Source organism: Hymenobacter piscis, from assembly GCF_018760735.1.
Classification (GTDB): Bacteria; Bacteroidota; Bacteroidia; order Cytophagales; family Hymenobacteraceae; genus Hymenobacter; species Hymenobacter piscis.
In genome coordinates, this window is sequence record NZ_JAHHZN010000001.1 from 108,367 (window position 1) to 133,491 (window position 25,125).

The window sequence follows — 25,125 nt, forward strand, 5'->3', positions numbered from 1 at the left end:
CAACGTAAAATGAGTCTCGCGAACGAGAAGCTCCACAAGCAGGACGCTCGTAAGAAGTACTGCCGCTTTCAGAAAGCCGGTATCAAGTACGTAGACTACAAGGACCCGAACTTCCTGCTGAAGTTCGTAAACGAGCAGGGTCGCATCCTGCCCCGTCGGATTACCGGCACCAGCCTCAAGTTCCAGCGTAAAGTAGCCCAGGCCGTTGCCAAGGCCCGCCACCTGGCCCTGATGCCCTACGTAACCGACTCGCTGAAATAGATGGTTGGGCTTAGTGTTTGGTGCCTAGTGCATAGGAACTGGTAGTTGTCTGATTGACCCTACTGGCAACGAAGCACTACCAACTAAGCACTAACAACTAAATAAAATCATGGAAGTATTTCTGAAAGACGACGTTAAGGGCCTCGGCTACAAGAACGACCTCGTGACGGTAAAGCCCGGCTACGGCCGCAATTACCTGCTGCCCCAGGGCCTGGCCGTACTGGCTGACAAAACCAACAAGAAAATCGTAGCTGAAAACGTGCGTCAGGCCGCTCATAAGGCTGACAAAGTGAAAGGCGACGCCCAGGCCATTGCCGACCAGATTGGCGACATGGTACTGGACATTCCGGCGAAAGTGGGCGAAAGCGGCAAGATTTTCGGCCGCGTAACCACTCTGCAGCTTTCTGATGCCCTCAAAGCCAAAGGCATTGAGGTAGACCGCAAGCGCCTCTCGTTCGATTCCGACCCCACGTCGGTAGGCGAGTACACGGCTTCGGCGGATCTGCACCGCGAAGTGAAGCACAAAATCCGTTTCAACGTAGTAGCCGAGTAGGCTACCCACGGCGGAATCTGCGTTTCGTGCTCCAAAACGCCCGGTTGCTTCGGCAGCCGGGCGTTTTGTTTGGGGCCTATTCGTACAAACTGCCCTACTTATTACGACCTTTACCCGTATATCGGCTCACGAGGCCGCGCCCTGCGGCGCGCCCGCCCGGTTCCATCTTGTAGTGCGGCAGCAGCCCGCCGCGCCGTTTGCCGGCGCCCATTCGCGCGCCGGCCGTTTTGGCCGAACGCGGGATGTTGAGTAGGTTGCCCGTCCGTTGGCCCATCGGGGCCGTATCCAGCCCAATGTTTCGTACTGAACTCCCCCTTACCCCCCATCCTCAGCAGCTGCCGCCCTCGGCCCGCGTGCTGACCATCGGGTCCTGCTTTTCGGACTCCATCGGCGCGCGCCTGACCGAGTTCAAGGTCGCGACGATGGTGAACCCGTTCGGCACCGTGTTCAACCCGATTTCCGCCTGCAAGCTCCTGCGTGCCGCCGCCGGCGAGGATATGGACTGGCAGCAGCACCTGGTGGAAGCCCGGGGCCGCTGGCAGAACCACGACCTGCACGCTGAGCTGGGCGCCGACAACCCGGTGGAACTGCTCCAGCGCATCCAGACCCTGACCCGGGAAGCGGGCGTATTTCTGGCCACCGCCGACGCGGTGGTGCTCACCCTGGGCAGCGCCTTTGCCTACCGCCTGCGCGAAACGGAGGAAATCATCAGCAACTGCCACAAGCTGCCGGCCGAGAAGTTCGACAAGGAACTGCTCACCGCCGACGATATTATTGCGGCCGTGGCCGAAACCCACGCCTATTTGCGCCGCATCAACCCCAAGCTGCGCTTTATTCTGACGGTGAGCCCCGTGCGTCACGTCAAGGATACGCTCGTGCTCAACTCGGCCAGCAAGGCCATGCTGCGGGTGGCCTGCCACTACCTGAGCGAGCTACTGCCCGACGTGACATACTTCCCGGCCTACGAGCTACTGCTGGACGATTTACGGGACTACCGCTTCTACGCCGCCGACATGCTCCACCCCTCGGAAGTAGCCGAAAACTACGTCTGGGAGCGGTTTACGCGCACCTATTTCGATGCCACCTTCGGCCGCTTCAAGAAGGAGTGGGAAGGCATCCGCCAGAGCCTGAATCACCGGCCCCTGCACCCGGCGGCCCCCGAGCACCGGGAGTTTCTGGAAGCCACGCTGGAGCGCCTGCGCAAAGTGGCCTCCCAAGCCGATGTGCGCATGGAACTGCTGCACGTGGAGCGGGAGCTGGCCAACCTGCCCCTACCCGTGGTGCCCGCCGCCCCGGAACCGAAGGACTACGACGACGGCGAGGAGCGCATTGATATCGGCTCCTTCGATGAAGAGCCTGTGGTGGCCGCTAAACCGGCGGCCACACCGCTCCCCGCTCCTGCTCCGGCCGCTACGCCTCAGCAGGCCCCGGCTGACCGCAAGCCCGTTCCTACTCCGCAAACCCGCGAGGATTCCGACGACGATGCTACCGACCGCGGTCAGGCCCGTATTCTGCGTCCTGGCTTCGGCGTTTTGCTCGAAGAGGAAGATGAGGAGCCAAACATCAGCAACGAACCCACTGCCGCCCCAGCTCAAACCCTCGTAACACCCGATTCGGCCTACGATCAGGCTTACTCGGCTGCCACGCTGGCGGAATCGGAGCAGGATGACCTGGAAGAAGAAGCGGAAGACGAAAGCAAAGGTGAACCGGAACGCCGCAAGAAGCGCCGTTCCCGCGGGGGGGCCAAGCGCACCAAGCGCAAGCACGCCCGCCTCGCCGCCGAGCAGACCGCCGGCGACCTGCAGGCCGACGGCAGCGTGGTAGCCGTACTGCCCGCTTCTCTGCCCGCCGAGGAAGCACCCGCGCAGCAGCCCGCCACGGAGAATGAAGCAGCGCCTTCTGCTGAAGAGCTTTCCACCCAGGTCGTTTACGTGACTGAGGAAGAACTGCGCCGGCCGCGCCGCAGCCCGGAAGCCGATATGGCCCCGAAAACTGCCGCCACTCCTGAAGAAGCCAACACAGCGGAGGCAGCTCCGGCTTCTGCCGAAGTACCAGCCGCCGAGGAAGAAAGTGGCAACCGCCGCAGCCGCAACAACCGCCGCGGGGGCAAGCGCGAAGGAACCGAGCGTTCGGGCAACCGCCCGGCCCGGCAGCCCCTGTACGCAGCCGAAGCAGAAGCTGCTCCGGACGCCACCGCGGTAACGCCTGATCCGGTAGCAGAAGTGGCCCCCCGGGCTGCTTCTACCGGGGGTGCTGTTCCCACTTCGCAGCCCGCACCGGCCGCTGAGGCGTCAACGACGGAAGAAGTTGCGCCGGCTGCTGCTGCGAAAAAGCCCGCCTCCAAACGACGGACGAGCGCCAAATCGGCCAAGACTGCTTCTGCCGAGGTAGCGGCGGCTGAAACAACCAGCACCGCAACTCCCCCACTCCCGGTAGCAGCACCTGAAACAGCGCCGTCGGCCCCGGCAAATCCGACCCCGGCAACTGCTGCTCCTACCGGCCGGAAGCCCACCCGCCGCAAGCCCGCCGCCCAGGCAGCACCGGCTACCGCTCAGCCGGAAGCGGCCGCGCCGACTCCAACCCCTGCGGAGCCGGTTTCGGCACCGGAACCGGCAACCGGAGCACCGGTTAAGGCTCCCGCCCGCAAACGGGCCGCAAGCAAAGCCAAGGCGGCCCCCTTGCCGGAGGCCCCGGCGGCGGTTGCTGCGCCGCAATCCGCTACAACAGAAGCCGTAGCTCCAACAGCGAAACCCAAAGCGGCGGCCAAACCGAAAAGCCCGGCCAAGACGAAACCCAAGGCCAAAGCAGCCGCTGCCCCACAGGAAACACTGCCCGTAGAAACGCCAGCAGCCAAACCAACAGCAAAACCGCCCGCCAAGAGCCGTAAAGCTACCCCGGCAGCGCAACCGGCCACGCCGGAACCCGCGGCTAAGAAACCGGCAGCCAAGAAGGCAGCCGCTAGGAAGCCCGCGGCGAAAAAGCCGGCCGCCAGGAAGACTACTCCTGAACCGCCGGCTTCTGAAAGCAACTAATTGAAAACCCGGCCCCGACAGGCCGGGTTTTCTTTTGCCATATTTCCTTCCAGTTTCTCCCCTCGTTATGTCTGCCCCCGCTAACCGCCTCCAGCACGAATCCAGCCCCTATCTGCTTCAGCATGCCCACAACCCGGTGGAATGGTACCCGTGGGGCGAGGAGGCCCTGAGCCGCGCCCGCGCCGAGCAGAAGCCGTTACTGGTGAGCATCGGGTACGCGGCCTGCCACTGGTGCCACGTGATGGAGCGGGAATCATTCGAGAACCCGCAGATTGCGGCCGTGATGAACGCTCACTTCGTCTGCGTGAAGGTGGACCGGGAGGAGCGGCCCGACGTGGACCAGGTGTACCTGGAAGCCCTGCACGCCATGGGCCTACCCGGCGGCTGGCCCCTGAACGTGTTCCTGACGCCCGACGCCAAACCCTTCTACGGCGGCACCTACTTCCCGCCCCGCAACTGGCTCCAGTTGCTCACCAGCATCGGAATCGGGTACGCCGGGGAGCACCGGACCGAGCTGGAGGCCTCCGCCGAGCAGTTTGCCCGGGACCTGCAAATCAGCGAGCTGGAAAAATTCCGCGTCACGGCTTCGGCCGAGGGACTCTCGGATGCGCAGTTCGCGGAGCTGACCGATAAGCTGGCCGCGCAGTTTGATACCCAGAAGGGCGGGTTCGATAGGTCGCCGAAGTTTCCGCTGCCCGTTGCCTGGCAGTTCCTGCTGCGGGCCCAGGCCCTGACTGGCCGCCCGGACCTGCTGGAGCAGCTGCACCTGACTCTGCGCGAAATGGCCTGGGGCGGCCTCTACGACCAAGTAGGCGGCGGGTTTGCCCGCTACTCCACCGATGCCGACTGGCTGGTGCCCCACTTCGAGAAGATGCTCTACGACAACGGCCAGCTGCTGAGCCTCTACGCCGAAGCCTTCCAGGCCACCGCCGACCCACTCTACCGGGCGGTGGTGTACGGCACCGTGGGCTTTCTGGAGCGCGAGCTGCTCAGTCCGGAAGGCGGCTTTTATTCGGCGCTGGATGCCGATAGTGAGGGCGTGGAGGGCAAATTCTACGTCTGGACGCGGGAGCAGCTGCAGGCCGTACTCGGCGACGAGACGCCCCTGGCCGCCGCCTACTACCAGTGCACCGCCCCCGGCAATTGGGAGCACGGGGCCAACATCCTGCACCGCCGCCAGTCGGATGCGGAGTTTGCCCGCGCCCACGACCTGACGCCCGCCCTAGTGGCCGAGCTGGTGCGGGGCTGGCAGGCCCGGCTGCTGGCCGCCCGCGCCGCCCGCCCCCTCCCCGCCCTCGACGACAAAATCCTAACCAGCTGGAATGCCCTCACCGTGCAGGGCCTGCTGGATGCCTACCGGGCCTTTGCCGAACCCCACTTCCTGGTGCTGGCCCGAAGCTGCGCCGAGTTTCTGCGCGACCGGGTACTGCTCGACGGCCGGCTCTACCGCAATTACAAGAACGGCCGGGCCACCATTCCGGCCTTCCTCGAAGACTACGCCCTGCTGATCCGGGCCTTTATCAGCCTCTACGAAGCCACGTTTGCCGAAGAGTGGCTCCACGAGGCCCAGCACCTGACCACGGCCGTGCTCACCCACTTCTTCGACCCCACGGAGCAGCAGTTTTTCTACACCGCCGACCACGGCGAGGTGCTCATCGCCCGCAAAAAGGAGCTGACCGATAACGTGCTGCCGGCCTCCAACTCGGTGATGGCCCACAACCTGCACCGCCTCGGCCTGCACCTAGAAGACGCCGACTACCTCGCCCTGGCCGCCGACATGCTGCGCCGGGTGCAGCCCCTGGTGGCCGAGCAGCCCGCCAGCTTCGCCCACTGGGCCAGCCTCTACGCCGATTTACTTCGGCCCACGGCCGAAATTACCATCGTCGGGCCCGCGGCCGAGGAATTCCGGCGGGAGCTGAGCCGGCATTTTTTACCAAACGTGGTTCTGGCTGGCACTCAGGGCACCAGCCATCTGCCCCTGCTGCGGGGCCGCGAAGCCCGGAACGGACAGACCACCATTTATGTCTGCTTTAACCGCGCCTGCCAGCAGCCGGTCCACTCCGTAGCCGAGACCCTGGCCCAACTGCCCCGCCCCTGACGGCCGGCGGAATTCCGCTGCCGGGGCTTCGTTGCCGGCCGCGGGTGGTGTATCTTTACTAATCGGACCGGGGCCGTTTGGCGGCGCCGGCGCCCGGGTGGAGTTGGCAGTCTAAAAGCCGATTCCTGCCTCCCCGGGCCTGTTTACCCTTCGCCTTCGTCTTCCTTGAGTCTTTCCTTCGATTTTGTGCAGCCCGCGCCGGAACCGGCGGCCGACCGCGTCACGCTGTTTGCCGACGTGATTCTGCCCCTGCCCCTGCCCCGCCTCTACACCTACCGCGTGCCCTTCGAGCTCAACGACCAGGTGGTGGTGGGCGGGCGCGTGATTGTGCAGTTCGGGGCTAAAAAGACGCTCAGCTGCATTGTGGCCGCCGTGCACGAAACGCCGCCCGCCCTCTACCAGGCCAAGTACATTCTCGAGTTCATCGACGACGCGCCCGTCGTGACCCAGCCCCAGCTCCAGCTCTTCCGCTGGATGGCCGAGTACTACCTCTGCACCCTGGGCGAGGTGATTAACGCGGCCCTGCCCTCGGCCCTCAAGCTCAGTTCCGAGAGCCGCGTGCAGCTCCACCCGGCCTACGAGCCCGATAACCACCCCTACCCGCTCAGCGACCAGGAGCAGAAGGTGGTGGACGCGCTGAGCACTGGCGAGGAAGGCAAGTCGATGACGTTCACGGAGGTGGGCGACCTGCTGGGCATTGCCTCCTTCCACAAGTACATCAAGTCCTTGATGCAGAAGGACGTGGTGTTCCTCTTCGAGCACCTCAAGGACAAGTACGCGCCCAAGGTGGTGAAGAAAGTGCGCCTGGCTCACCACTACGTGTCGGAAGCCGCTATTGAGCAGCTGTTCGGGCAGCTGGCCGGCAAGGCCAAGCAGCTGGACGTGGTGATGCGCTACCTCCAGCGCGTGCCCGTGTACCAGAACGAGCACGCCAACCACCGCGGCATGGACAAGGCCGCCCTGACCTCGGCGCCCCACCTCTCGCCCTCGGCGGTGAACACGCTCATCAAAAACGGCGTGCTCGAGCAGTTCGACCAGATTGTGTCGCGCTTTCCGCTGGACGAGGACGACGCCGAGGCCCGCATGCACTTCACGCTCAGCGAGGCCCAGCAGGAAGCCCGCGACGACATCATGCGCCAGTTCCAGACCAAGGACATTGTGCTGCTGCACGGCGTAACGGGCGCGGGCAAGACCGAAATCTACATTGAGCTCATCAAGCAGGCCCTCGATGGCGGGGGCCAGGTGCTGTACCTGCTGCCCGAAATTGCCCTCACGGCCCAGATTGTAACCCGCCTCATGCGCGTGTTCGGCTCCCGGCTAGGCGTTTACCACTCCAAATTTTCCGACAACGAGCGGGTGGAAGTGTGGAACGGGGTGCTCTCGGGGCGGTTTCAGGTGGTGGTGGGCGTGCGCTCGGCCGTGTTCCTGCCCTTCGATAACCTCTCACTCACGATTGTGGACGAGGAGCACGAATCGAGCTACAAGCAGTACGACCCCTCGCCCCGCTACAACGCCCGCGAGGTGGCCCTGATGATGGCCCACTTCCAGGGCTCCAAAACCCTGCTCGGCTCGGCCACCCCGGCCGTGGAGACTTACTACCAGGCCCGCGCCGGCCGCTACGGCCTCGTGAGCCTGACCAAGCGCTTCGGGGAAGCCGGCCTGCCCGAAATTGTGCTCGTGGATACCCGCAAGAGCCGGGAGCAGAAAACCATGCTCAACCACTTCACGCCCGAGCTCATGAGCGAGATGGAGAGCAAACTGGCCCAGCAGGAGCAGGTCATTCTGTTCCAGAACCGCCGCGGCTACGCCCCCTTCATCAACTGCCTCGACTGCGGCTGGATTCCCAAGTGCACCAACTGCGCCGTGAGCTTAAGCTACCACAAGCAGGCCCACGAGCTGCGCTGCCACTACTGCGGCCACCACGACCGGATGCCGGTGCAGTGCCCGGCCTGCGGCTCGCGCAACGTGAAAACCGTGGGCTTCGGCACCGAGAAGATTGAGGACGACCTGAAGGTGATGCTGCCCCAGGCCAACGTGCAGCGCATGGATCTGGACACGACCCGGGCCAAGAACGCCTACCAGCAGATTATTTCTGATTTTGAGAAGCAGGCTACCAACGTGCTGGTGGGCACCCAGATGGTGACCAAGGGCCTGGACTTTGCCAACGTGAGCCTGGTGGGCATCATCAACGCCGACAGCATCATTCACTACCCCGATTTCCGGGCCCACGAGCGGGCCTTCCAGATGTTTGTGCAGGTGAGCGGGCGGGCCGGCCGCAAGGGCAAGAAGGGCCGCGTCATCATCCAGACCGGCGACCCCGAGCAGGTCATCTTCGACAAGGTGATTCGCAACGACTACCTGGATTTCTACGAGTACGAAATCACCCAGCGCCGGGAGCACGGCTACCCGCCCTTCATGCGCATCATCCGCCTCACCGTGAAGCACATGGACGTGGCCGTGGGCGAGCGGGCGGCTTTGCTGCTGACCCAGGAGCTGGTGGAACGCCTGGGCCGGGAGGCCGTGCTGGGGCCCGAAGCGCCTTACATCTTCCGCATCCGCAACTTCTACCTCCAGGAAATCACCATCAAGCTCAGCCGGGAACACACCGTGCTCAAGGCCGCCAAAGCCGACATCATGGCCGCCATGGACGTGGTGCGCGACCAGAAAGAGTTCAAGCAGGTGCGCCTGGCCGCCGACGTGGACCCGATGTAAAGGGCACTGACGGCGGATTACAGGCTACGAGCCGGCAATCAGCAGGATGGCCCCTACTACTGCCAGGGGCACCCCTAAAAAGACGGCCAGCAGAAGACCGCCGAATCCGCCCACCAGCCCCAGTACCAACAGCAGTCCGCCGCCGATTATCATTCCCAGCCCCAGCCGATGCAGTGGACGATTGGCCTCCTCAGGGCTAGGAGCCGGTTTAGTGCCGGGATGCTCGGCGGCTATCCGGGCTTCGCGGCGCTTCCGCAGACGCCCGTTTTTTCCCTGAAAAAACAGCAGCGGAATACCAATGGCGAGGAGCGGCAGAGCCAGTAGCAGTTGGCCTAATCCGCCGTAGCCACCGTTGTCGTTGTTGGCCGCAGCAATCAGCAAGCCGATGCCGCCAAGAAGCGACAACGCTCCGGTCACGTTCACCACGGTGGTCACCGCGTCGGGCTTTGCTACCGGATCGGGGCGTAGCAGGCGCTCCAGCGCCGTATCGGGCGCCGCAGTAAGGGTAGGCCGCGGCGCAACCGGAGCCGCCACCAGCCTGGGGCTGGCGGGCGGCGTAAGGCGGAGAGGCGGCTCAGCATTGGAAACGGGCAGGGACGCCGACAGCTCCGGGGGCGCCACCGCGGAGTCGTTGGCGGGGAGGGAAATCGTAGCGCGGCCGTATCCGGTAGATTCAGGTAGCACCGTGGGCAGGCGGGCGCTCTGGCAGGCCACGAGCGACAACCCAATCAGCAGGTTGCCCAGGTATCGAAATTTCATAACGGGAGCCACAACAGCATAGTGAAGCATTACCAATTGCGAGAATCAGGCGGCTATTGCCGGCCTGTTACTGCTGCATCAAATATGAGACAAAAACTCAATTTGATAATACTTCGCCCTGACTCTATTCTGGTCTGGGCATGCTCTAGCCCAGACAGCACAAGCCCCGGCTGCCAATGGGCAACCGGGGCTTGTGCAGGAATAAAAGGCGAAGCCGCTTATACCTCGTCGAGCAGCCAGAGAATGATGAAGATCAGACCGATGATGGCGATAATGCCACCAATGAGGCTGAAAATACTGCCCGGCAGCAGCGTTACCAGGGCGCCTACCAGCAGCAGGATGATACCCGTGCGCAGGTTGCCGCTCAGGGCAGTAGCGGCGGCCGTTTCCGACTTTGCCTTCACCTGTACTTTCGAGGCTACCTTGTTGGCCTTCTTCACCAGCTTCTGCACCAACGCTTTCTGCACCAGGTTAAGCTTGGCCGGCTGGGCTACCGGAGTTGCTGCCGGAGCAACCGACGCAACGGCCGGAGCGGAGGAAACGGCGGGAGCTACCGGGGTGGCGGCTACCACGACCGGGGCAGGAGTAGCCACGGGAGCCGGGGCAGTTACCATTGCTTCGGCGGCAGCCGGCGTAGCGGGCGTAACCACTACGGCCCGCTGGGTGCCGTGGTAGGCCGAGGACGTTTTGGGCAGCATGGCATACTCGGCGCGGTTGCAGCTCGTTAGGGCCAGGGCCACGGCGGCCACGGCCGTGAGCTTGTTGAGGATTCCGGACAGGTGTTTCATAAGCGGGAAAGAGGAAGGTGAATGGTTGAACAAACGCGGATTGTACGTGCCAAATTAGGAAACGATGGCCGAATAACTGCTTACGCCCTGTTTTACCGGGTTGTTTTCAGCAGTAGTGTCCTGCGCACCAGCGCCGGGCCGAGAGGAAAAGAAGGAAGCCCGGCACAACCGAACGGTTCAGCTGGCGCGAATGTTAGAACTGCGCTGTTACTTTGTACCCGTGCCTATGATGTGTTTTAGAACGCCGCTCCTGCGGCTTGGCGCGACCGGCCTGCTGCTGGCTCCCGCTGCCTGTACCCAGCCCCTGTCGGAGGGCAATGCCGCCCAGCTCACCGAGCAGCGTCGCCAGAACCTGCCCGATTCGAGCGGCTACGTGCGCCGCACGCCCCAGGACCTGAACGGCATCGGCAAGTACTACCTGGGTCGCCAGATTGCCCACGTGATGGGTCACGAGGGCGCCGCCTGGCTCGACCGCTCCGGCCGGCCGGCGGAGGAAGGCACCGACCTGCTGCTGCGCGAGCTCCGCCTCAAGCCCACCGACGTAGTAGCCGATATCGGGGCCGGCACGGGCTTTTTCACTTTCCGCATCAGCCCGCTGGTGCCCCAGGGCAAGGTGCTGGCCGTGGACATTCAGCCCGAGATGCTCACCGCCCTGCGCGCCACCCGCGACCAGCGCCGCATCACCAACGTGGTGCCCGTGCGCGGCACCACCCAAAACCCCAATCTGCCCACGGCCGGCGTGGATCTGGTGCTGCTGGTGGATGCCTACCACGAGTTTGATCATCCCCGGGAAATGATGCGCGCCATCCGCAACTCCCTTACTCCCACCGGCCGCGTGGCCCTGGTCGAATACCGCGCCGAGGACCCCACCGTGCCCATCAAGCGCATCCACAAGATGAGCATCGCCCAGGCCCGCCGCGAAATGGCCGCCGTGGGCCTGCGCCTCACCGACTCGGTGGCAACCCTGCCCCAGCAGCACCTGCTGTTTTTTCAGAAGTGATATAGGGCCTGGTTGATAGGGCTTCGTGCTTAGGCAGAGCTATCACCCAGGCTCTATTTCCCAAGCCCGAAGCACTACCCAGCATGCCTGACCCGCGCCAGCTTTCCATTCTCGACTTCACCTACCAGCTCCCCGCCGACCGCATTGCGCCCGAGCCGCTGCCCAACCGCGACCAGTCCCGGCTGCTGGTGTACGAGCGGGGCATTATCGAGGACCGCACGTTTCACGAACTGCCGGCTTTGCTGCCGGATAACAGCCTGCTGGTATTTAACGACACCAAGGTGGTGCGGGCCCGGCTGTTTGCCCGCCGGTCTACCGGGGGAATGGTGGAGCTGTTCTGCCTGGAGCCGGTGAGCCCGCACCAGGCCATCGAGCCGGCCATGCAGCAAACCGGCGCCTGCGTGTGGAAATGTCTGGTGGGCAACGGCCGCCGCTGGAAGGAAGGCCCCGTCACGGTGGAGTTTGAAGCTGACAGCCAGCCCGCCGTGCTGCGGGCCGAGCGCCAAGAGCAGCACGACGGCTACGCCCTGATTGCGTTCAGCTGGGAGCCCGCCGAGCTGCCCTTTGCCGAAGTGCTGCGCGGGGCCGGCCACCTGCCCCTGCCTCCCTACCTCAACCGCGCCGATACGGACGTGGACGCCATCCGCTATCAGACGGTGTATGCGGCTCAGGAAGGGGCCGTGGCGGCCCCCACGGCCGGCCTGCACTTCTCGGAAGCGGTACTGGCCGAGCTGGCCGAGCGCCGCACCGCCGCCGCCCGCGTCACGCTGCACGTGGGCGCGGGCACGTTTCAGCCGGTAAAAGCCGACCAGATGGCCGACCACCCCATGCACGGGGAGCCCATCAGCGTAACGGCCGATACCCTGCGCCGCCTGCTGGCCCACGTGCTGGCCGGCGGCCCCGTGATTCCGGTAGGCACCACCAGTTTGCGCACCCTCGAAAGCCTGTACTGGCTGGGCGCGGCCCTGGTGCAGCAGCCCGCGCTGGCGCCCGCCTGGCACGTGCGCCAATGGCAGCCCTACGAGGACCAGACCGAAATAGCGCCCACAACGGCCCTGCAGGCGCTGCTGGCCCAGCTGGAACTCACCCAATCCGATACCCTGCACGCCACTACCCAGCTCCTGATTGCGCCCGGTTACCGGTTCCGGCTCATCAGCGGCCTGATCACCAACTTCCACCAGCCCGAAAGCACCCTGCTGCTGCTGGTGGCGGCCCTCATCGGCTCCGACTGGCGGCGCGTGTACGACCACGCCCTGGCCCACGACTACCGCTTCCTGAGCTACGGCGACTCCTCCCTGCTGCTGCCCTGAACGGCCTGGATGCTCAAGCAGGCGCGGTAAGCCCGCCGTGTTCGGGCAGAAAACACGTGGTGAGCTTTCTTTTGAAGATCAGCCCCTTGCCATGAAACTGCCGGCCTGGCGAGGGCAAATCGTCCGTTTTTCGGGTTTGCCGTGCGACCTGTGGGCCAACTGGCCGTATAAGGCGCCAGAAGTTCTTTCCTTGCAACCCTGACTCTACCCCATGAAAAAGATAGTAATGCTCCTGGCCGCCGTGGCCTTCTCAACGGCTGCCTTCGCCCAGGAAGTAAAAACCACCGTCCGCGACGATGAAACCGGCGCCAAAACCACCGTTACGGAGCGCGACAACGGCACCGTGAAAGTGGAATCCCGCACGGGCCGCACCGAGGCCGGCCAGGTTGCCTACGACACCAAGCGCGGCACCAAGCGCGTAGCCCGTAAAACCGGCAACGCGGTGGAAAAAGGCGCCAAGAAAACCGGCCGCGCCGTGAAAAGAGGCGCCAAAGCCGTAAAAAACAAAGCCGAAGACGTAGTAGACTAACCCAGTATCGGCCCGTGATGCGCGGCCCGCTACTCCTGAGAAGCCTCTTCGCAAGGCAAACAAAAAGAGCGGGCCGCTGGCCCGCTCTTTTTGTTTGCGCCTACTCGTAGCGTCAGCTTGGCTGCGTGGCCAGGCGGAGGCATCACCACTGGCCCGGAGCGCCATCCGTACTCAGCGGCAATCAATAAGTTACTGGCCCACGATGAAAACCGCGTTGCCGAAGAGCAGCTTGCCGCCCTGCCAGAAGGCCCGGAACAGGGGGTTGTCGGCCAGGAAAATAACCTGGCCGCGACCCAGTTCCTGGGTGCCCAGCACGAAGCTGTCGGTGAGGCCGCGCTGGGTGCCGCGGCCGACGAAACCGGCGGCGTAGCTGTCCTTTTTGAGCACGCCCACGTTCCAGCCGCCCTTGGGCAGAAACTGGTAGTTGGGCACCTCACGCAGCAGGGCGTAGTAGGTACTGCCATAGCCGAAGGCCAGCGGGTGGGTGTTATCGAGCTGCACGCGGAACACGCTGCCCTGCACCCGCTCGGCAATTCCTTCGCGCTCGGCGTCGGCGTAGCGGCGCAGGGCGGCGTAGGGCGTTTTTTTCTTGGCGGTGGCGGTGCTGTCGGTGGCTTTGGTTTTGAGCAGGAAATCCTTGGTGCCGGCCAGGTAACGCGAGGCGCCTTCCAGGGCAATGAGGCGGCCGCCGGCGCGCACCCAGGTTTTCACGCTGGCCAGGGCCCGTTCGGTCAGCACGTCGTCGTAGCGGCCGTCGGGCAGAATGAGCACGTCGAACTTGCTCAGCGGCACGCTGCTGAAGTAGTCGGTGCCCAGCACCGTGACGGGGTAGCCCACCTGCTGCTCAAAAAAGTGCCAGACTTCGCCGAAGGCCGTGGCATCCACGCCCGGCCCGGCCAGCACGGCCACGTTGGGCATTTTCAGGGGGCGCACCGAGCGGGAACCCAGGTCGCCGCCGGTGGTGGAGAGGCCCGACTGCACGGCCTGCACCGTCACGCCCGCCGAATCGGCCTGGGCGCGCACCAGCTGGTCGAGGCGGGCGCCCAGCCGCTCATTGCCGGTCCGTGGGATGATGAGCGTGCCGCGCTGGTACTTTTGCCCCTCGGTTTCGAAGGGCTCATCGGCCACCCGCAGCTTCACGCCCTGCTGCATCAGCCCGCTCAGGAAGCGCACGTCCTGGAGGCTGTTCCAGCGGGCCAGATAGGCGTAAGGCTTATCAGTTGTTAGTTGTTGGTTGTTAGTTGTTGGTTCGTTCTTACCTCCCGAACTGACAACTGACAACTGGCTACCAACAACTGACAACTGATTTTTCAGGGCGTACCCATTCAGACCGAAGGCGTAGGGCAGCGACCAGGCGGTGAGGTCGTAGGTCAGGGAGTCCTCCAGCTGGGCCTGGGGCTCGAAGAGGACTTTCACCAGCGTGGATTTGGGCTGGTACATGCTGATGACCACGTCGCGGGGCTCCACCTGCACAGTTTCCTGCTTGCCGGTGGCGTAGTTGTAGCCCGTCTGGCGGCTGCGCTTGCCGGCGAAGCCGTAGCTGATTTGCTGGCGGTCGAGGTACTGGGTGAGGGCGCGCACCTGGCCGGGGTCGGAGGAGCCGGCCAGCACGTAGGATTTGTACTCGCCCCGGGGCTTGGTGCGGGCGTCGGTGTAGAACTTCTGGAACTGCCGGACCAGTTCCTGATGGCGGTCGGAGGAAGCCTGCAGGGTGGCCAGGCTGGTGGCGTGGTGGTGCTCGATGCGCTGGGCCAGCGTGAGCGTGTCGCCGTCGGCTTTGGCGTAGCTGGTACCGGCCGGGCCGCCCCCGCCCTGCTCGTAGGTCATGCCGATGGCCCCGTTGAAGGAGGGCCAAGTGTCGCCGTAGAAGGGTGCGAACAGGTCGTAGGTTTCGCGGGTGAAATAGAGCCAGTTGTTCTGGTCGAACACCTTGCGGTTGTAATCCCCGATGACGTTCTGGAACTGGCGCTGCCAGTCGGTGAGGTCGGCGTGGAAGGGTTTGGCGGCCGGCGAGAAGTAGTAGGGCGCCGAAGGGCCCATTTCGTGGAAATCGGCGTGCACCTGGGGCAGCCACTGATTGTACACGGCAATGCGCTGGCGGCTTTCCTGCTGGGTCTGCCAGGCCCAGTCGCGGTTCAGGTCGAAGTAGTAATGGTTGTAGCGGCCGCCGGGCCAGGGCTCGTGGTGCTCCCAGCTCAGGGGCGAGGCGTTGGGCTGCTGGTTGGCCACCCGGTTGTACCACTGCGCGTACCGGTCGCGCCCGTCGGGGTTCACGCAGGGGTCGATGATAACCACCAGGTTTTTCAGGTAGGCCTGCACGGCGGCGTCGGCGGGGTTAGCCAGGTCGTAGAGCACCTGCATCACGGCCTCCGACGACACGGCCTCGTTGCCGTGCACGTTGTAGCTGAGCCAGACCACGGCCGGGGCCGTAGTGGCCGCCGCACCCGTTTCCAGGCCCGCCAGGCGCAGGTTGTTGCGGCGGATATCGTCGAGGTGGCTCAGGTTTTCGGGCGTGGCCACGTACACCAGCTCCAGGGGCCGGTTCTCGTAGGTACGGCCGTAGCGCTGCTGCTGCATGCGGCCGGGGCTGTGCGCCACCACGTGTGCCACGTAGCGCAGCAGCTCGGCGTGGGGCGTGAAGCGGGTGCCCAGCTTGTAGCCCAGAAACTGCTCGGGCGTGAGCAGCGGCCCCTCGGCCGGGGCCTGGGCTGCGGCCGCCCAGGGCGCCAGCAGCCAGATCAAAAGCAGGCTCAGCGCCCGCAGGGTACGGTTTTTCACAAAAGAAAGGGAGTTAGGTGATAAGAGCGGCCGGGTAGAGCGGAGTTTCTGGTTCAAAGAAAGCATATTTGAACAGGCCAAGGACGCAACTGTGGTCGTTGGGCCGCATCTTTCTCCGCCACCGTACCCGAACTTCCACGCCAACCCCCTTTCCAACCATGCCCCACTCCTACCTTCGTCCGGCCGTGCTGGCGGCTCTGTTGGCCGCCAGTTCCTTTGCTGCCCGCGCCCAGCAGCCGGTTTCTTACCCGCTGCCTTCCGAGGGCGATAAGCAGGCCCTGGCCCAGTTGCTGGCCGACACGGCCTACATCCAGGAGCACTATACCAAAACGGAGTACCAGATTCCGATGCGCGACGGCGTGAAGCTCTACACCGTGGTGTACGCGCCCAAGGATGCCGGCCAGGTGAAGTATCCGATTATGCTCAACCGCACGCCGTATTCGGTGGGGCCGTACGGGCCGGGCAAGTACAAGAAGAGCCTGGGCCCCAGCTCCACGATGCTGCACGAAGGCTACATTTTCGCCTACCAGGACGTGCGCGGCAAGTACATGTCGGAGGGCGAGTTCGTGAATATGCGGCCCGAAAAGGACACCTACAAAGGCAAAAACGACATCGACGAGGGCACCGACACCTTTGATACCATTGAGTACCTGGTGAAGAAGGGGCCTAAAAACAACGGCCGGGTGGGCCAATGGGGCATCAGCTACCCCGGGTTTTACACCGCCACCGGCCTGCTCAGCCGCCACCCCGCCCTCAAGGCCGCCTCGCCCCAGGCCCCCATTGCCGACTGGTTCTGGGACGATTTCCACCACAACGGGGCCTTCTTCCTGCCCCACGCCTTCAACTTCCTGGCCTCCTTCGGCCTGCCCCGGCCCGCGCCCACGCCCACCGGCAACCCCCGCTTCAACCACGGCACCCCCGACGGCTACGCGTTCTTCCTGAACATGGGCCCGCTCAAGAACGCCGACGCCCGCTACTACAAGGGCCAGGTGGCCTTCTGGAACGAGATGATGGCCCACCCCAACTACGATGCCTTCTGGCAGGAGCGCAACCTGCGGCCCCACCTCAAAAACCTCAACAAGCAAACGGCCGTGCTCACGGTGGGCGGCTTCAACGACGCCGAGGACTTGTTCGGGGCCCTCAACATCTACAAGAGCATCGAGGAGCAGAACCGGGGCATGCAGAACAGCCTCGTGATGGGCCCCTGGGTGCACGGCGGCTGGGCCCGCGGCACCGGCGAGCTGGTGGGCAACGTGGCCTACGGCGAGTCGCCTTCCATCTACTACCAGAAGGAAATCGAGGCGCCCTTCTTCAAGTCCTACCTCAAGGACGGCAAGCGGCCCAACGTGGCCGAGGCCACCGTCTTCGAGGGCGGCACCAACCAGTGGCGCACCTTCGATGCCTGGCCGCCCAGGCAGGCTCAGGAGCGCACGATGTACTTTCAGGCCGATGGCAAAATCGGGTTCGATAAGCCCGCCGCCGGGGCCGAATTCGACCAGTACCTCAGCGACCCGGCCCACCCGGTGCCTTCCAACGAAGGAATGGCCACGGGCATGACCCGCGAGTACATGACCGACGACCAGCGCTTCGCCTCCCGCCGCCCCGACGTGCTCACCTACCAGACCGACGTGCTGACCGAAGACCTGACCCTGGCCGGCCCCATTGAGGCCCTGCTGCAAGTGGCCACCACCGGCACCGACGCCGATTGGGTGGTCAAAATCATTGACGTGTACCCCAACGATACGCCCGATAACCCGCGTCTGAACCCCGCCGTGAAGCTCGGCGGCTACCAGCAGATGGTGCGCTCGGAAGTGATGCGCGGCCGGTTCCGCAACAGCTTCAGCCAGCCCGAAGCCTTCGTACCCAACCAGGTAACGGCCGTGCCGTTCACCGTCCAGGACCTGTGCCACACCTTCCGCAAGGGCCACCGCCTCATGGTGCAGGTGCAGAGCAGCTGGTTCCCGATGGTGGACCGCAACCCCCAGACCTTCGTGCCCAACATCAACGAGGCCGACGAAAAGGACTTTCAGACCGCCACCCACCGCCTCTACCACTCCCCCCAGCAGGCCTCCCAGCTGAAAGTGCGGGTGCTTTGAGGTGAAATAGGGAGATAGTGAGATGGTGAAGGTGAAATAGTGAGGTGGTGAAATGGTGAGTTTGATGTTAAGTTGGTCCTGACTGCGCCGCTTGCGCCTTTAGGTCCGCTGAACATCAAACTCACCATTTCACCACCTCACTATTTCACCTTCACCATTTCACCTTCTATAGCCGGCCGATGTTGGCGTAATCCAGCTCGGCGGGCTTCTGGTGGATTTCGTAGAGGACTTTCTCGGTTACGCCGCGGCCGAAGATGCTGATGCCGGCGTTGAGCACCACCAGGGCCACGGTGCCGGCCGCCACCCACTCAGTGGTGGATTCGTGGCGGCGTTTTTTATCGGCTGCCCACTGCACCAGGCAGGTTCCCAGGCCAATGGTGAGGAGTCCGGCCGGGGCGAAGGTGAGCCACTTTTCTTTGTGCGTCATGTTATGGGGGGGGTGTGGGGAGAGAGACAAGCAAGCCGTTGGTGTAAGATAACCCGGAAGCCGCATTTTGTCGGGCTCCGGTTACACAATCGTACCTTTGCGCCGCGGGGTTACATTCTGCCTCCACTATATTTTGCCGCGCCCGCCGGGTCCGGCTCTTTTTTCGCCGTCTATGCTCGTTGCTCCCTACCAGCGTCTGCTGGAGCTGGTCTTTGCCCAGCCCGCCGATGCCACCCGTTACCTGCACCCTACCACCCTGGCCGCTTACCGCACCTTCGAGCAGGCCGAGCCCGCCGATATTGCCTACCGCTTCGAGCGCGTGCGCCTGGGCGTGGCCCTTACCCTGCTGAAGCTGCTGGCCGACCTGGGCGACCTCGACGAGGCCCGCCAGGTGCTGGACGTGCTGCACCGGGCCCTGCGCGCGCCCTCGGTAGCCGCCATCGACACCACTATCCAGAAAGAGGCCGCCACCTTCGAGCGGCTCTATACCAACCTCTACGTGAACGAGGACGGCGAACGGCTGCTCCACCTCTTCGAGCGCACCCTCGACGCCGACTCCCAGCCCCTGATGGACGACGTGATTCGGGAAGCCCTGCGCCTGGTGCCCACCCTCGATTTCAGCCGCGACGAGGACGACGACGACGAGGCCTAGCAGCGGCCGTGCCACTATGGCCACGCCTCTGGCGGCACCAAGCGTCTTCGGCTATTGACAAGAAAAGGCCGCTCCGGAATCCGGAGCGGCCTTTTCTTTTAGCGAACCGAGCGAACAGCTAGTAGCCCTCGTTCTGGGGCAGGGCGTTGCCCAGGTTGATTTCGTACTTCGGAATCGGCATCACCAGTTCCGGGGCGTTAGCCGCAATGCCCGTAGCACCGGTTCCGATACTGCGGCCCGTCCGCTTGTAGTCGTGAATCCGGAAGCCCTCGAAGGCAAATTCCAGATCCCGCTCCTGCAGAATATCGGCCAGCGTAACGCTGCCCAGTGTGGCAGCCTGGGCCCGGCTACGGATCAGGTTGACATCGTCCAGCGGGGTGGCACCTACGCTGGTACCCAGCCGCTGGTTGGTTTCCGCCCGGATGAGGTACATCTCAGCCAGCCGCAGAATCGAAATATTCTGTCCGGCATTGTTCCACTTAAACGACCGCAGTGCACCCGCCCGGCGCCCATCGCCCTCATAAATCAGCGAAGCACCGATCTGAGGATTGAATCCCCGCTGGTCGCCGGCACCGTACAGGTTAGCAAAGGATGCGAAAATCCGCACATCGCCGCGCCCGCCGAAGCCGGCGGCATTGCTCGAGTAGAACGTGGCCAGGCCGTCGTTGGAGTTGCCGGCGTTGTTCTGGTCGTTCTGCTGGATCTCAAACAGCACTTCCGACGAGTTCTTGTTGGTGAACGTGGACACCGACGAGGCGTTGAGCGAAGCGCCCGAATCGTTGATGACCTCGTTGGCCAGGTCACGGGCCTTGGCGTACTCGCCGCGCTGCAGATATACCCGCGCCAGGAAGGCCTTGGCATCGTACTGGTCGAAGCGGGTCCGGTCGTTGGAGGCGGGCAGCAGGTTTTCAGCGGCGGTCAGGTCGGCCAGAATCTGGGTGTAGGTTTCTTCCAGCGAGGAACGGGCAATGCGGCGGGCAGCATCGGCTTCCGTTTTGTTGGCGCTCAGGTTAATGGGCAGGCCTGGCGTAGACGAGGGCGCGGGCACGCCCACCGCCGCGTTGGAAAAGGCTCCGGTGGTGCGGTAAGGCTGGGCGTACAGGCGAGCCAGCTCAAAATACACCATCCCCCGGATCATGCGGGCTTCGCCTTCAATGCGCGATTTTTCATCGTCATCCGTTACCACGGGCAGCGCGTCCAGCACCAGGTTGGTGAGGTTGATGGTCTGGAAATTCTGGTTCCAGGTACGGTCGGCCTCCGTGTTCACGTCGGTCATCTGCTTGCGCGCCACTTCGCGGTAGCTGATGAACGTGCCCTGCCAGCCAATGTAGGTGGTGTTATCGGTGCCCAGCAGGTCGGCCAGCAGCAGCAGATTGGTGCCGTAGGACTGGGGCAGGTCGAGGCGGGCATACGCCCCGGTGAGGGCCGATTGTACCCCTTCGGGCGTGCTGAGGGCCGTGGCGGCATCCACGGACTGCTGGGGCTCAATGTCGAGCTGCTTGTCGCAGCCCATCAGGCCCAGCGTGAGCAGAAAGGCGGCCGGGGCCACCAGTCGGCGAAATGAAACGGGTATAGTTTTCATGATCGAAAGTCAGAGCAAAAACGTGGAAGACCTAGAAGCCCAGGTTGAACCCGATGAGCCAGGTTTTGGCCAGCGGCGGCGTGTAGAAATCGTGGCCGAGCAGGTAGCTGGGCCGCCCGAAGGAGGTAGTATTCACTTCGGGGTCGTACCCGTCGTAGTTGGTGATGGTGAACAGGTTCTGGGCCGTCACGTACACCCGGGCCGAGCGAATACCGGTTGGCTTGAGCAGGTTATTGGGCAGGGTGTAGCCCAGCGTCACGTTTTTGAAGCGGAAGAAAGACCCGTCCGAAATCCAGCGCGAGGAAGGAGCTGTGCCGTTGCCCTCGTAGAGGCGGGCCTGGGGCACGTCGGTAATGTCGCCGGGGTTCTGCCAGCGCTCCAGCTGATCCAGGGTCTGGTTGTCGAAGTAGTCACCGTTAACGGACTGGAATACCCCGCCGATGTTGTAGATGTCGTTGCCCTTCACGAACTGGTTGAGAATGCTCAGCTCGAAGCCTTTGAAGGTAAACGTGTTGGTCAGACCGCCCGTGAAATCGGGATTAGGGTCACCCAGTTTCGCTTCGGCCGCAGCCGAGTAGTCGTTGGTAGTACCCCGGTTGATGCTGCCATCGGGGTTGGTCGTGTTCAGGTAGTAGAGTGCGTCGCCGTTGGCGGGGTCTACGCCGGCATATTCCACGCCCCAGAACACGCCAATCGGTTCGCCTTCCCGCACGCGGCCCAGGTTTCGGCCCCCGGCAATAATTTCCTGACCGTTGAGGTTGGTGATTTTGTTGCGGTTAATGCTCAGGTTGAAGTTGGTCAGCCACTTGAAATCCCCGTCCAGGTTGCGGGTATTGAGGCTGAACTCGATGCCGCGGTTACGCAGGTCGCCAATGTTGCGCGTCACGATGGGGTAGCCGCCGGTGTAGGGCAGCTGCAGGTCCAGCAGCAGGTCGTTGGTAATTTTCTCGTACACGTCCACTTCGCCCGCAATCCGGCCGTTGAGGAACCCGAACTCCACCCCGATGTCGGCTTGCTTGGTCGTTTCCCAGGTCAGGTCCGGGTTGCCCAGGCCCGTGGGCTGAATGCCGGCCACATCAGCGTACGGAATGGCCGAGTACAGGCGCCGCGACGAGAAGTTGCCGATTTCCGAGTTACCGGTCAGGCCGTAGCTACCCCGGAATTTGAGGAAGGAAAGCACGTTGTTGTCCTTAAGAAAGCCTTCCTCCGACACAATCCAGCCCACGGAAGCAGCCGGGAATACGCCGTACTGGTTGTCGGGGCTGAAGCGCGAGGAGCCGTCGAGGCGGGCGCTGACCGAGGCCAGGTAGCGGTTGCGGAACGTGTAGTTCACGCGCGACAGGTAGGAAAGAAAGGTATAGCCGGTACCGCCGCTGCTGGCCGCCGTGATACGGGCCGCCGAGGCAATGCGCTTGAACTGGTCGTTGGGGAAGCCCCGGCCCTCGGAGGAGTTGTTCTGCTGGTCGTAGCGCTGGAACGAGAAGCCGCCCAGGGCCTCCAGGGTGTGCTCTTCGCCCAGCGTTTTGAGCCAGGTAACGGTGTTGTTGGTGGTGTAGTTGATGCCCTGCAACTGGTTCTGTAAGCCGTAGCCGGTGGGGGCGCCATCCTCGGTGAACCGGCCCTGATAGATCCGCTCGTTGAGGTTAAGGAAGTCGTAACCGTTTTCGGTCCGGAAAATCAGGCCCTTGATGGGCTCGTAGGCCAACGACACGTTGCCAAAGGAACGGTAGTTGCCGGAGCGGTTTTCGGCGTTATCCACCTGCAGCAGCGCATTGTAATAAAGCGTGTTGCGGTTGAGGCCGGTGGGGTCGGTGGGGTCATTGGCGGCCTGAATGGGAGGCAGGGCGTTGAGCTGCACCGGGTTGGAGAAGGCATTATCGTCGGCTACCCGGTCGTTGACGGAGCGCGTGAGCGAGAGGTTAAGCCCGATGCGCACCTTCTCGCTCAGGGAGTGGTCGAGGTTGGCCCGCAACGAGCCCCGGCGGTAGCGGTTGCCGATGATGATACCCTGCTGGTCGCTGTAGGAGCCGCTCAGGAAGAAGCGCGTCTTGGCGTCGCCGCCCGATACGCTTGCGTCGTACTGCTGCACCGAGCCCTTGCGGAAGGCCAGTTCCGACCAGGGGGTGTTCTCGGTGGAGTTGAGGTCGAGGCCGGCCTCACCCGCGAAAGCGTCCGCCACGCTGGCGTAATCCGCGTCGGGGTCGTTAGGATCAATAAGCAGGAAAGGAGAGTTGAGAATCGACTCCGAAAACAGCTCCTTATACTGATCCGCGTTCAGGAACTTGCGCAACTTGGTGGCCTCCTGACGCCCGAAGTAGGCGCCCACCGTCACGCGGGTGTCGCCGGAACGGCCCCGCTTGGTGGTTACCAGCACCACGCCATTGGAAGCCCGCGACCCGTAGATGGCCGACGAGGCGGCGTCTTTCAGGATGGTGATGCTTTCAATGTCGCTGGGGTTGAGGTCCGCCAGGGGGTTGAGCGGCTCGCCACTGGCCGACCCTACGTCCTGCGACGTGACGGGAATGCCGTCAATCACGTACAAGGGCTGGTTGGAAGCCGTGATGGAGGAAGCACCCCGCACCCGGATCTGCACGCCGGCCCCGAGCTTGCCCGAACCCTGATTGATCTGTACGCCCGGCGTGCGGCCCTGGATAGCCTGCTCGAAGCTGACCACGGGCACGTTCTCTACGTCCTTGCTGCCGAGCTGCGTTACGGAGCCGGTCAGTTCCCGCTTCACCTGGGTACCGTACCCTACCACAATGGCCTCGCCGAGTTGGGTAGCATTGGTTTTGAGCGTCACGGCCACGCTGGACCGGTCGCCTACGGCCACGTTCTGGGTTTCGAACCCAATGGAGCTCACTACCAGCGTGGCGCCGGGCTGCACATTCAGGGTGAAGGAGCCATCGGCATTGGTGCTGGTCCCGTTGGACGTGCCCTGCTCCAGCACCGTTACGCCCGGCAGCCCCGAGCCGGTAGCATCCGTTACGCGGCCGCTAACGGCGCGCGTCTGGCCCACCGCCGCAGAGGCGACCAGCAAACTCCCCGCGAGAGGAAGCAAGTATTTGTTTTTCATACACGTTGGTTCTGCTCGAACCGGTTTGAGGGGAAAAAAACCAGACCATCCACACTGCTTCCCATGGCCATGGGCACCCAGTGGATACCGGCATTGAAATAAGGCCACTGCAATGGCCCGGGAGGCGGATCAGCCCGGCAGGATTTTGCAATTAGCAACGTAAATCGGGAATAATGCAAGCAGTGGCCGTTTTCATTCCGGCCCCGGTGGTTTGCCAGCGGGCCGCTTGTTACCTTTACCGCCGCCGGCCAGCCCTTTGTCCGGCCTTCTTTTTTTGATTTTTCTCAGGACGTAATGCCCGCTATTCACTATCTCACGGAGGGTTCGGCCGTGGCCCAGGCTGCCCAGGCCCTGCAAAGCAAGCCCCGCGTGGCCCTCGACCTGGAGTTCGACGACATGCGCCACCGCTACGGGCGCAACCTGGCCCTGATCCAGCTCTTCGACGGCGAAACCGTCTACCTCATCGACCCGCTGCCGCTGACCAACCCGGCCGAGGAACTGGAGCCGCTCTGGGCCATTCTGCGCGACCCGGCCGTGGCCAAAGTGTTTCACAGCTGCAAGTCCGACATTCTGCTGCTCGATGAGCTCTACGGCGTGCACGTGCGCAACATCGTGGATACGAGCGTGCAGTACACCTTGCTGGCGGAGGCCGATAACAACATCTCCCTGGGCCGCCTGATCCAGCAGGAGCTGGGCCTGGAAGTGGACAAGGGCGAGCAGAAGTCGAACTGGCTCAAGCGCCCCCTCACCGAAGCCCAGAAGCACTACGCGGCCAACGACGTGCTTTACCTGTTCGAGCTTACCGACCGGCTTGCGGCCAAGCTCGCCGACCTGGGCCGTACGGCCTGGGCCGAGCAGGAAAACCAGGCCTTGGAGGAAGTGCGCTACACCCGCGACGAGCGGCCTTACCTGCGCCTGGCCGGCAAGTACCGCATCCTGCCCCAGGAGCTACCCATGTTCCGCGACCTGTTCATGCTCCGCGACGAGGTGGCCCGCCACATCGACCGGCCCTCGTACATGGTGGCCAGCAACGACCGGCTGGCCGAGCTCACCCGCCTGCCCGTGACCAGCACCGGCCACCTGCGCAACGCCCACGGCCTGCATCCGGAGCTCAAGCGCAGCCCCTTCGCCGACCGTCTCGTGAATCTGAGCCAGGAGGACCGGCCCGCCGAGCCGAGCCTGCCCGCCGAGCAGCGCCGCTTCCCCTTCCGCCGCCGCCTCTCCGGAGCCAAAGCCGCCGAGGCCGACGCCCGCGAGGCCCTGCTGATGACGCTCAAAACCCACCTGGCCGACGACCATAGCCCCATCATGGCCAACCTCGTGCTCAGCAACCGCCTCATTGCCGACATCATCGAGCAGGGCGCCGACACAACTCTGCGGCCCTGGCAGCACCAGCTGCTCACCGAAACGGCCCGGAAGCACAACGTGGACTTCGCCCAGGTTGCCCAGCCGTTTGAGAAGTAGTATTGAGTAGG

General features: G+C 63.7%; 17 protein-coding genes. 11 read left to right on the forward strand and 6 right to left on the reverse strand.

Annotated elements, in window-relative coordinates; all coding sequences use genetic code 11:
* Positions 1-9 precede the first annotated feature (9 nt).
* The 5 genes from rpsR to priA all read left to right on the forward strand — a co-directional run bounded on the left by rpsR (position 10) and on the right by priA (position 8,656).
* Entirely contained in the window at positions 10-261 is a 252-nt protein-coding gene (gene rpsR / locus KLP40_RS00460; protein WP_215591511.1) for a 30S ribosomal protein S18, read from the forward strand.
* Positions 262-370: 109 nt separating this feature from the next.
* Positions 371-814 (forward strand): 50S ribosomal protein L9, encoded by a 444-nt coding sequence (gene rplI / locus KLP40_RS00465; RefSeq protein ID WP_215591517.1) that lies wholly within the window; start codon positions 371-373, stop codon positions 812-814.
* A gap of 293 nt (positions 815-1,107) precedes the next feature.
* On the forward strand, positions 1,108-3,846 hold the full coding sequence (locus KLP40_RS00470) for a GSCFA domain-containing protein (RefSeq protein ID WP_215591519.1): 2,739 nt from the start codon (positions 1,108-1,110) through the stop codon (positions 3,844-3,846).
* A gap of 67 nt (positions 3,847-3,913) precedes the next feature.
* On the forward strand, positions 3,914-5,944 hold the full coding sequence (locus tag KLP40_RS00475) for a thioredoxin domain-containing protein (RefSeq protein WP_215591521.1): 2,031 nt from the start codon (positions 3,914-3,916) through the stop codon (positions 5,942-5,944).
* 165 nt (positions 5,945-6,109) lie between these two features.
* Positions 6,110-8,656 carry a replication restart helicase PriA gene (gene priA / locus KLP40_RS00480; protein WP_215591522.1) on the forward strand — a complete coding sequence of 849 codons (2,547 nt, stop codon included), beginning with the start codon at positions 6,110-6,112 and terminating at the stop codon, positions 8,654-8,656.
* Positions 8,657-8,680: 24 nt separating this feature from the next.
* Here priA and KLP40_RS00485 read toward each other — a convergent pair whose 3' ends face one another.
* Both KLP40_RS00485 and KLP40_RS00490 read right to left on the reverse strand, forming a co-directional pair.
* On the reverse strand, positions 8,681-9,415 hold the full coding sequence (locus tag KLP40_RS00485; protein WP_215591523.1) for a hypothetical protein: 735 nt from the start codon (positions 9,413-9,415) through the stop codon (positions 8,681-8,683).
* Between the two features lie 218 nt (positions 9,416-9,633).
* On the reverse strand, positions 9,634-10,203 hold the full coding sequence (locus KLP40_RS00490; protein WP_215591524.1) for a hypothetical protein: 570 nt from the start codon (positions 10,201-10,203) through the stop codon (positions 9,634-9,636).
* A gap of 226 nt (positions 10,204-10,429) precedes the next feature.
* Between KLP40_RS00490 and KLP40_RS00495 the strand changes: the two genes are divergently transcribed.
* The 3 genes from KLP40_RS00495 (at position 10,430) to KLP40_RS00505 (ending at position 13,042) form a co-directional block, all read left to right on the forward strand.
* Positions 10,430-11,203 carry a class I SAM-dependent methyltransferase gene (locus tag KLP40_RS00495; RefSeq protein WP_246558566.1) on the forward strand — a complete coding sequence of 258 codons (774 nt, stop codon included), beginning with the start codon at positions 10,430-10,432 and terminating at the stop codon, positions 11,201-11,203.
* An 83-nt stretch (positions 11,204-11,286) separates the two neighbouring features.
* Positions 11,287-12,513, forward strand: coding sequence for an S-adenosylmethionine:tRNA ribosyltransferase-isomerase (locus KLP40_RS00500; RefSeq protein WP_215591525.1), 1,227 nt, complete (start codon positions 11,287-11,289; stop codon positions 12,511-12,513).
* 211 nt (positions 12,514-12,724) lie between these two features.
* Positions 12,725-13,042 carry a hypothetical protein gene (locus tag KLP40_RS00505; RefSeq protein ID WP_215591526.1) on the forward strand — a complete coding sequence of 106 codons (318 nt, stop codon included), beginning with the start codon at positions 12,725-12,727 and terminating at the stop codon, positions 13,040-13,042.
* Between the two features lie 189 nt (positions 13,043-13,231).
* On the opposite strand, the gene KLP40_RS00510 is transcribed toward KLP40_RS00505, so the two are convergent.
* On the reverse strand, positions 13,232-15,820 hold the full coding sequence (locus KLP40_RS00510; protein WP_215591527.1) for a M14 family metallopeptidase: 2,589 nt from the start codon (positions 15,818-15,820) through the stop codon (positions 13,232-13,234).
* A gap of 158 nt (positions 15,821-15,978) precedes the next feature.
* On the opposite strand from KLP40_RS00510, the gene KLP40_RS00515 reads away from it, so the two are divergent.
* Positions 15,979-17,916 carry a CocE/NonD family hydrolase gene (locus tag KLP40_RS00515; protein WP_215591528.1) on the forward strand — a complete coding sequence of 646 codons (1,938 nt, stop codon included), beginning with the start codon at positions 15,979-15,981 and terminating at the stop codon, positions 17,914-17,916.
* A gap of 166 nt (positions 17,917-18,082) precedes the next feature.
* Here KLP40_RS00515 and KLP40_RS00520 read toward each other — a convergent pair whose 3' ends face one another.
* The gene (locus KLP40_RS00520) at positions 18,083-18,343 is read right to left on the reverse strand and encodes a hypothetical protein (protein WP_215591530.1); all 261 of its coding nucleotides are present in this window, start codon (positions 18,341-18,343) and stop codon (positions 18,083-18,085) included.
* Between the two features lie 172 nt (positions 18,344-18,515).
* Between KLP40_RS00520 and KLP40_RS00525 the strand changes: the two genes are divergently transcribed.
* Complete coding sequence (locus KLP40_RS00525; RefSeq protein ID WP_215591532.1) at positions 18,516-18,995, forward strand: hypothetical protein; 480 nt, start codon at positions 18,516-18,518, stop codon at positions 18,993-18,995.
* 118 nt (positions 18,996-19,113) lie between these two features.
* Here KLP40_RS00525 and KLP40_RS00530 read toward each other — a convergent pair whose 3' ends face one another.
* Entirely contained in the window at positions 19,114-20,577 is a 1,464-nt protein-coding gene (locus KLP40_RS00530) for a RagB/SusD family nutrient uptake outer membrane protein (RefSeq protein WP_215591534.1), read from the reverse strand.
* A gap of 31 nt (positions 20,578-20,608) precedes the next feature.
* Positions 20,609-23,614, reverse strand: coding sequence for a SusC/RagA family TonB-linked outer membrane protein (locus KLP40_RS00535; RefSeq protein WP_317196727.1), 3,006 nt, complete (start codon positions 23,612-23,614; stop codon positions 20,609-20,611).
* A gap of 330 nt (positions 23,615-23,944) precedes the next feature.
* Here KLP40_RS00535 and KLP40_RS00540 point away from each other — a divergent pair, with 330 nt between their 5' ends.
* Entirely contained in the window at positions 23,945-25,114 is a 1,170-nt protein-coding gene (locus KLP40_RS00540; protein ID WP_215591536.1) for a ribonuclease D, read from the forward strand.
* The last annotated feature ends 11 nt before the right edge of the window (positions 25,115-25,125 follow it).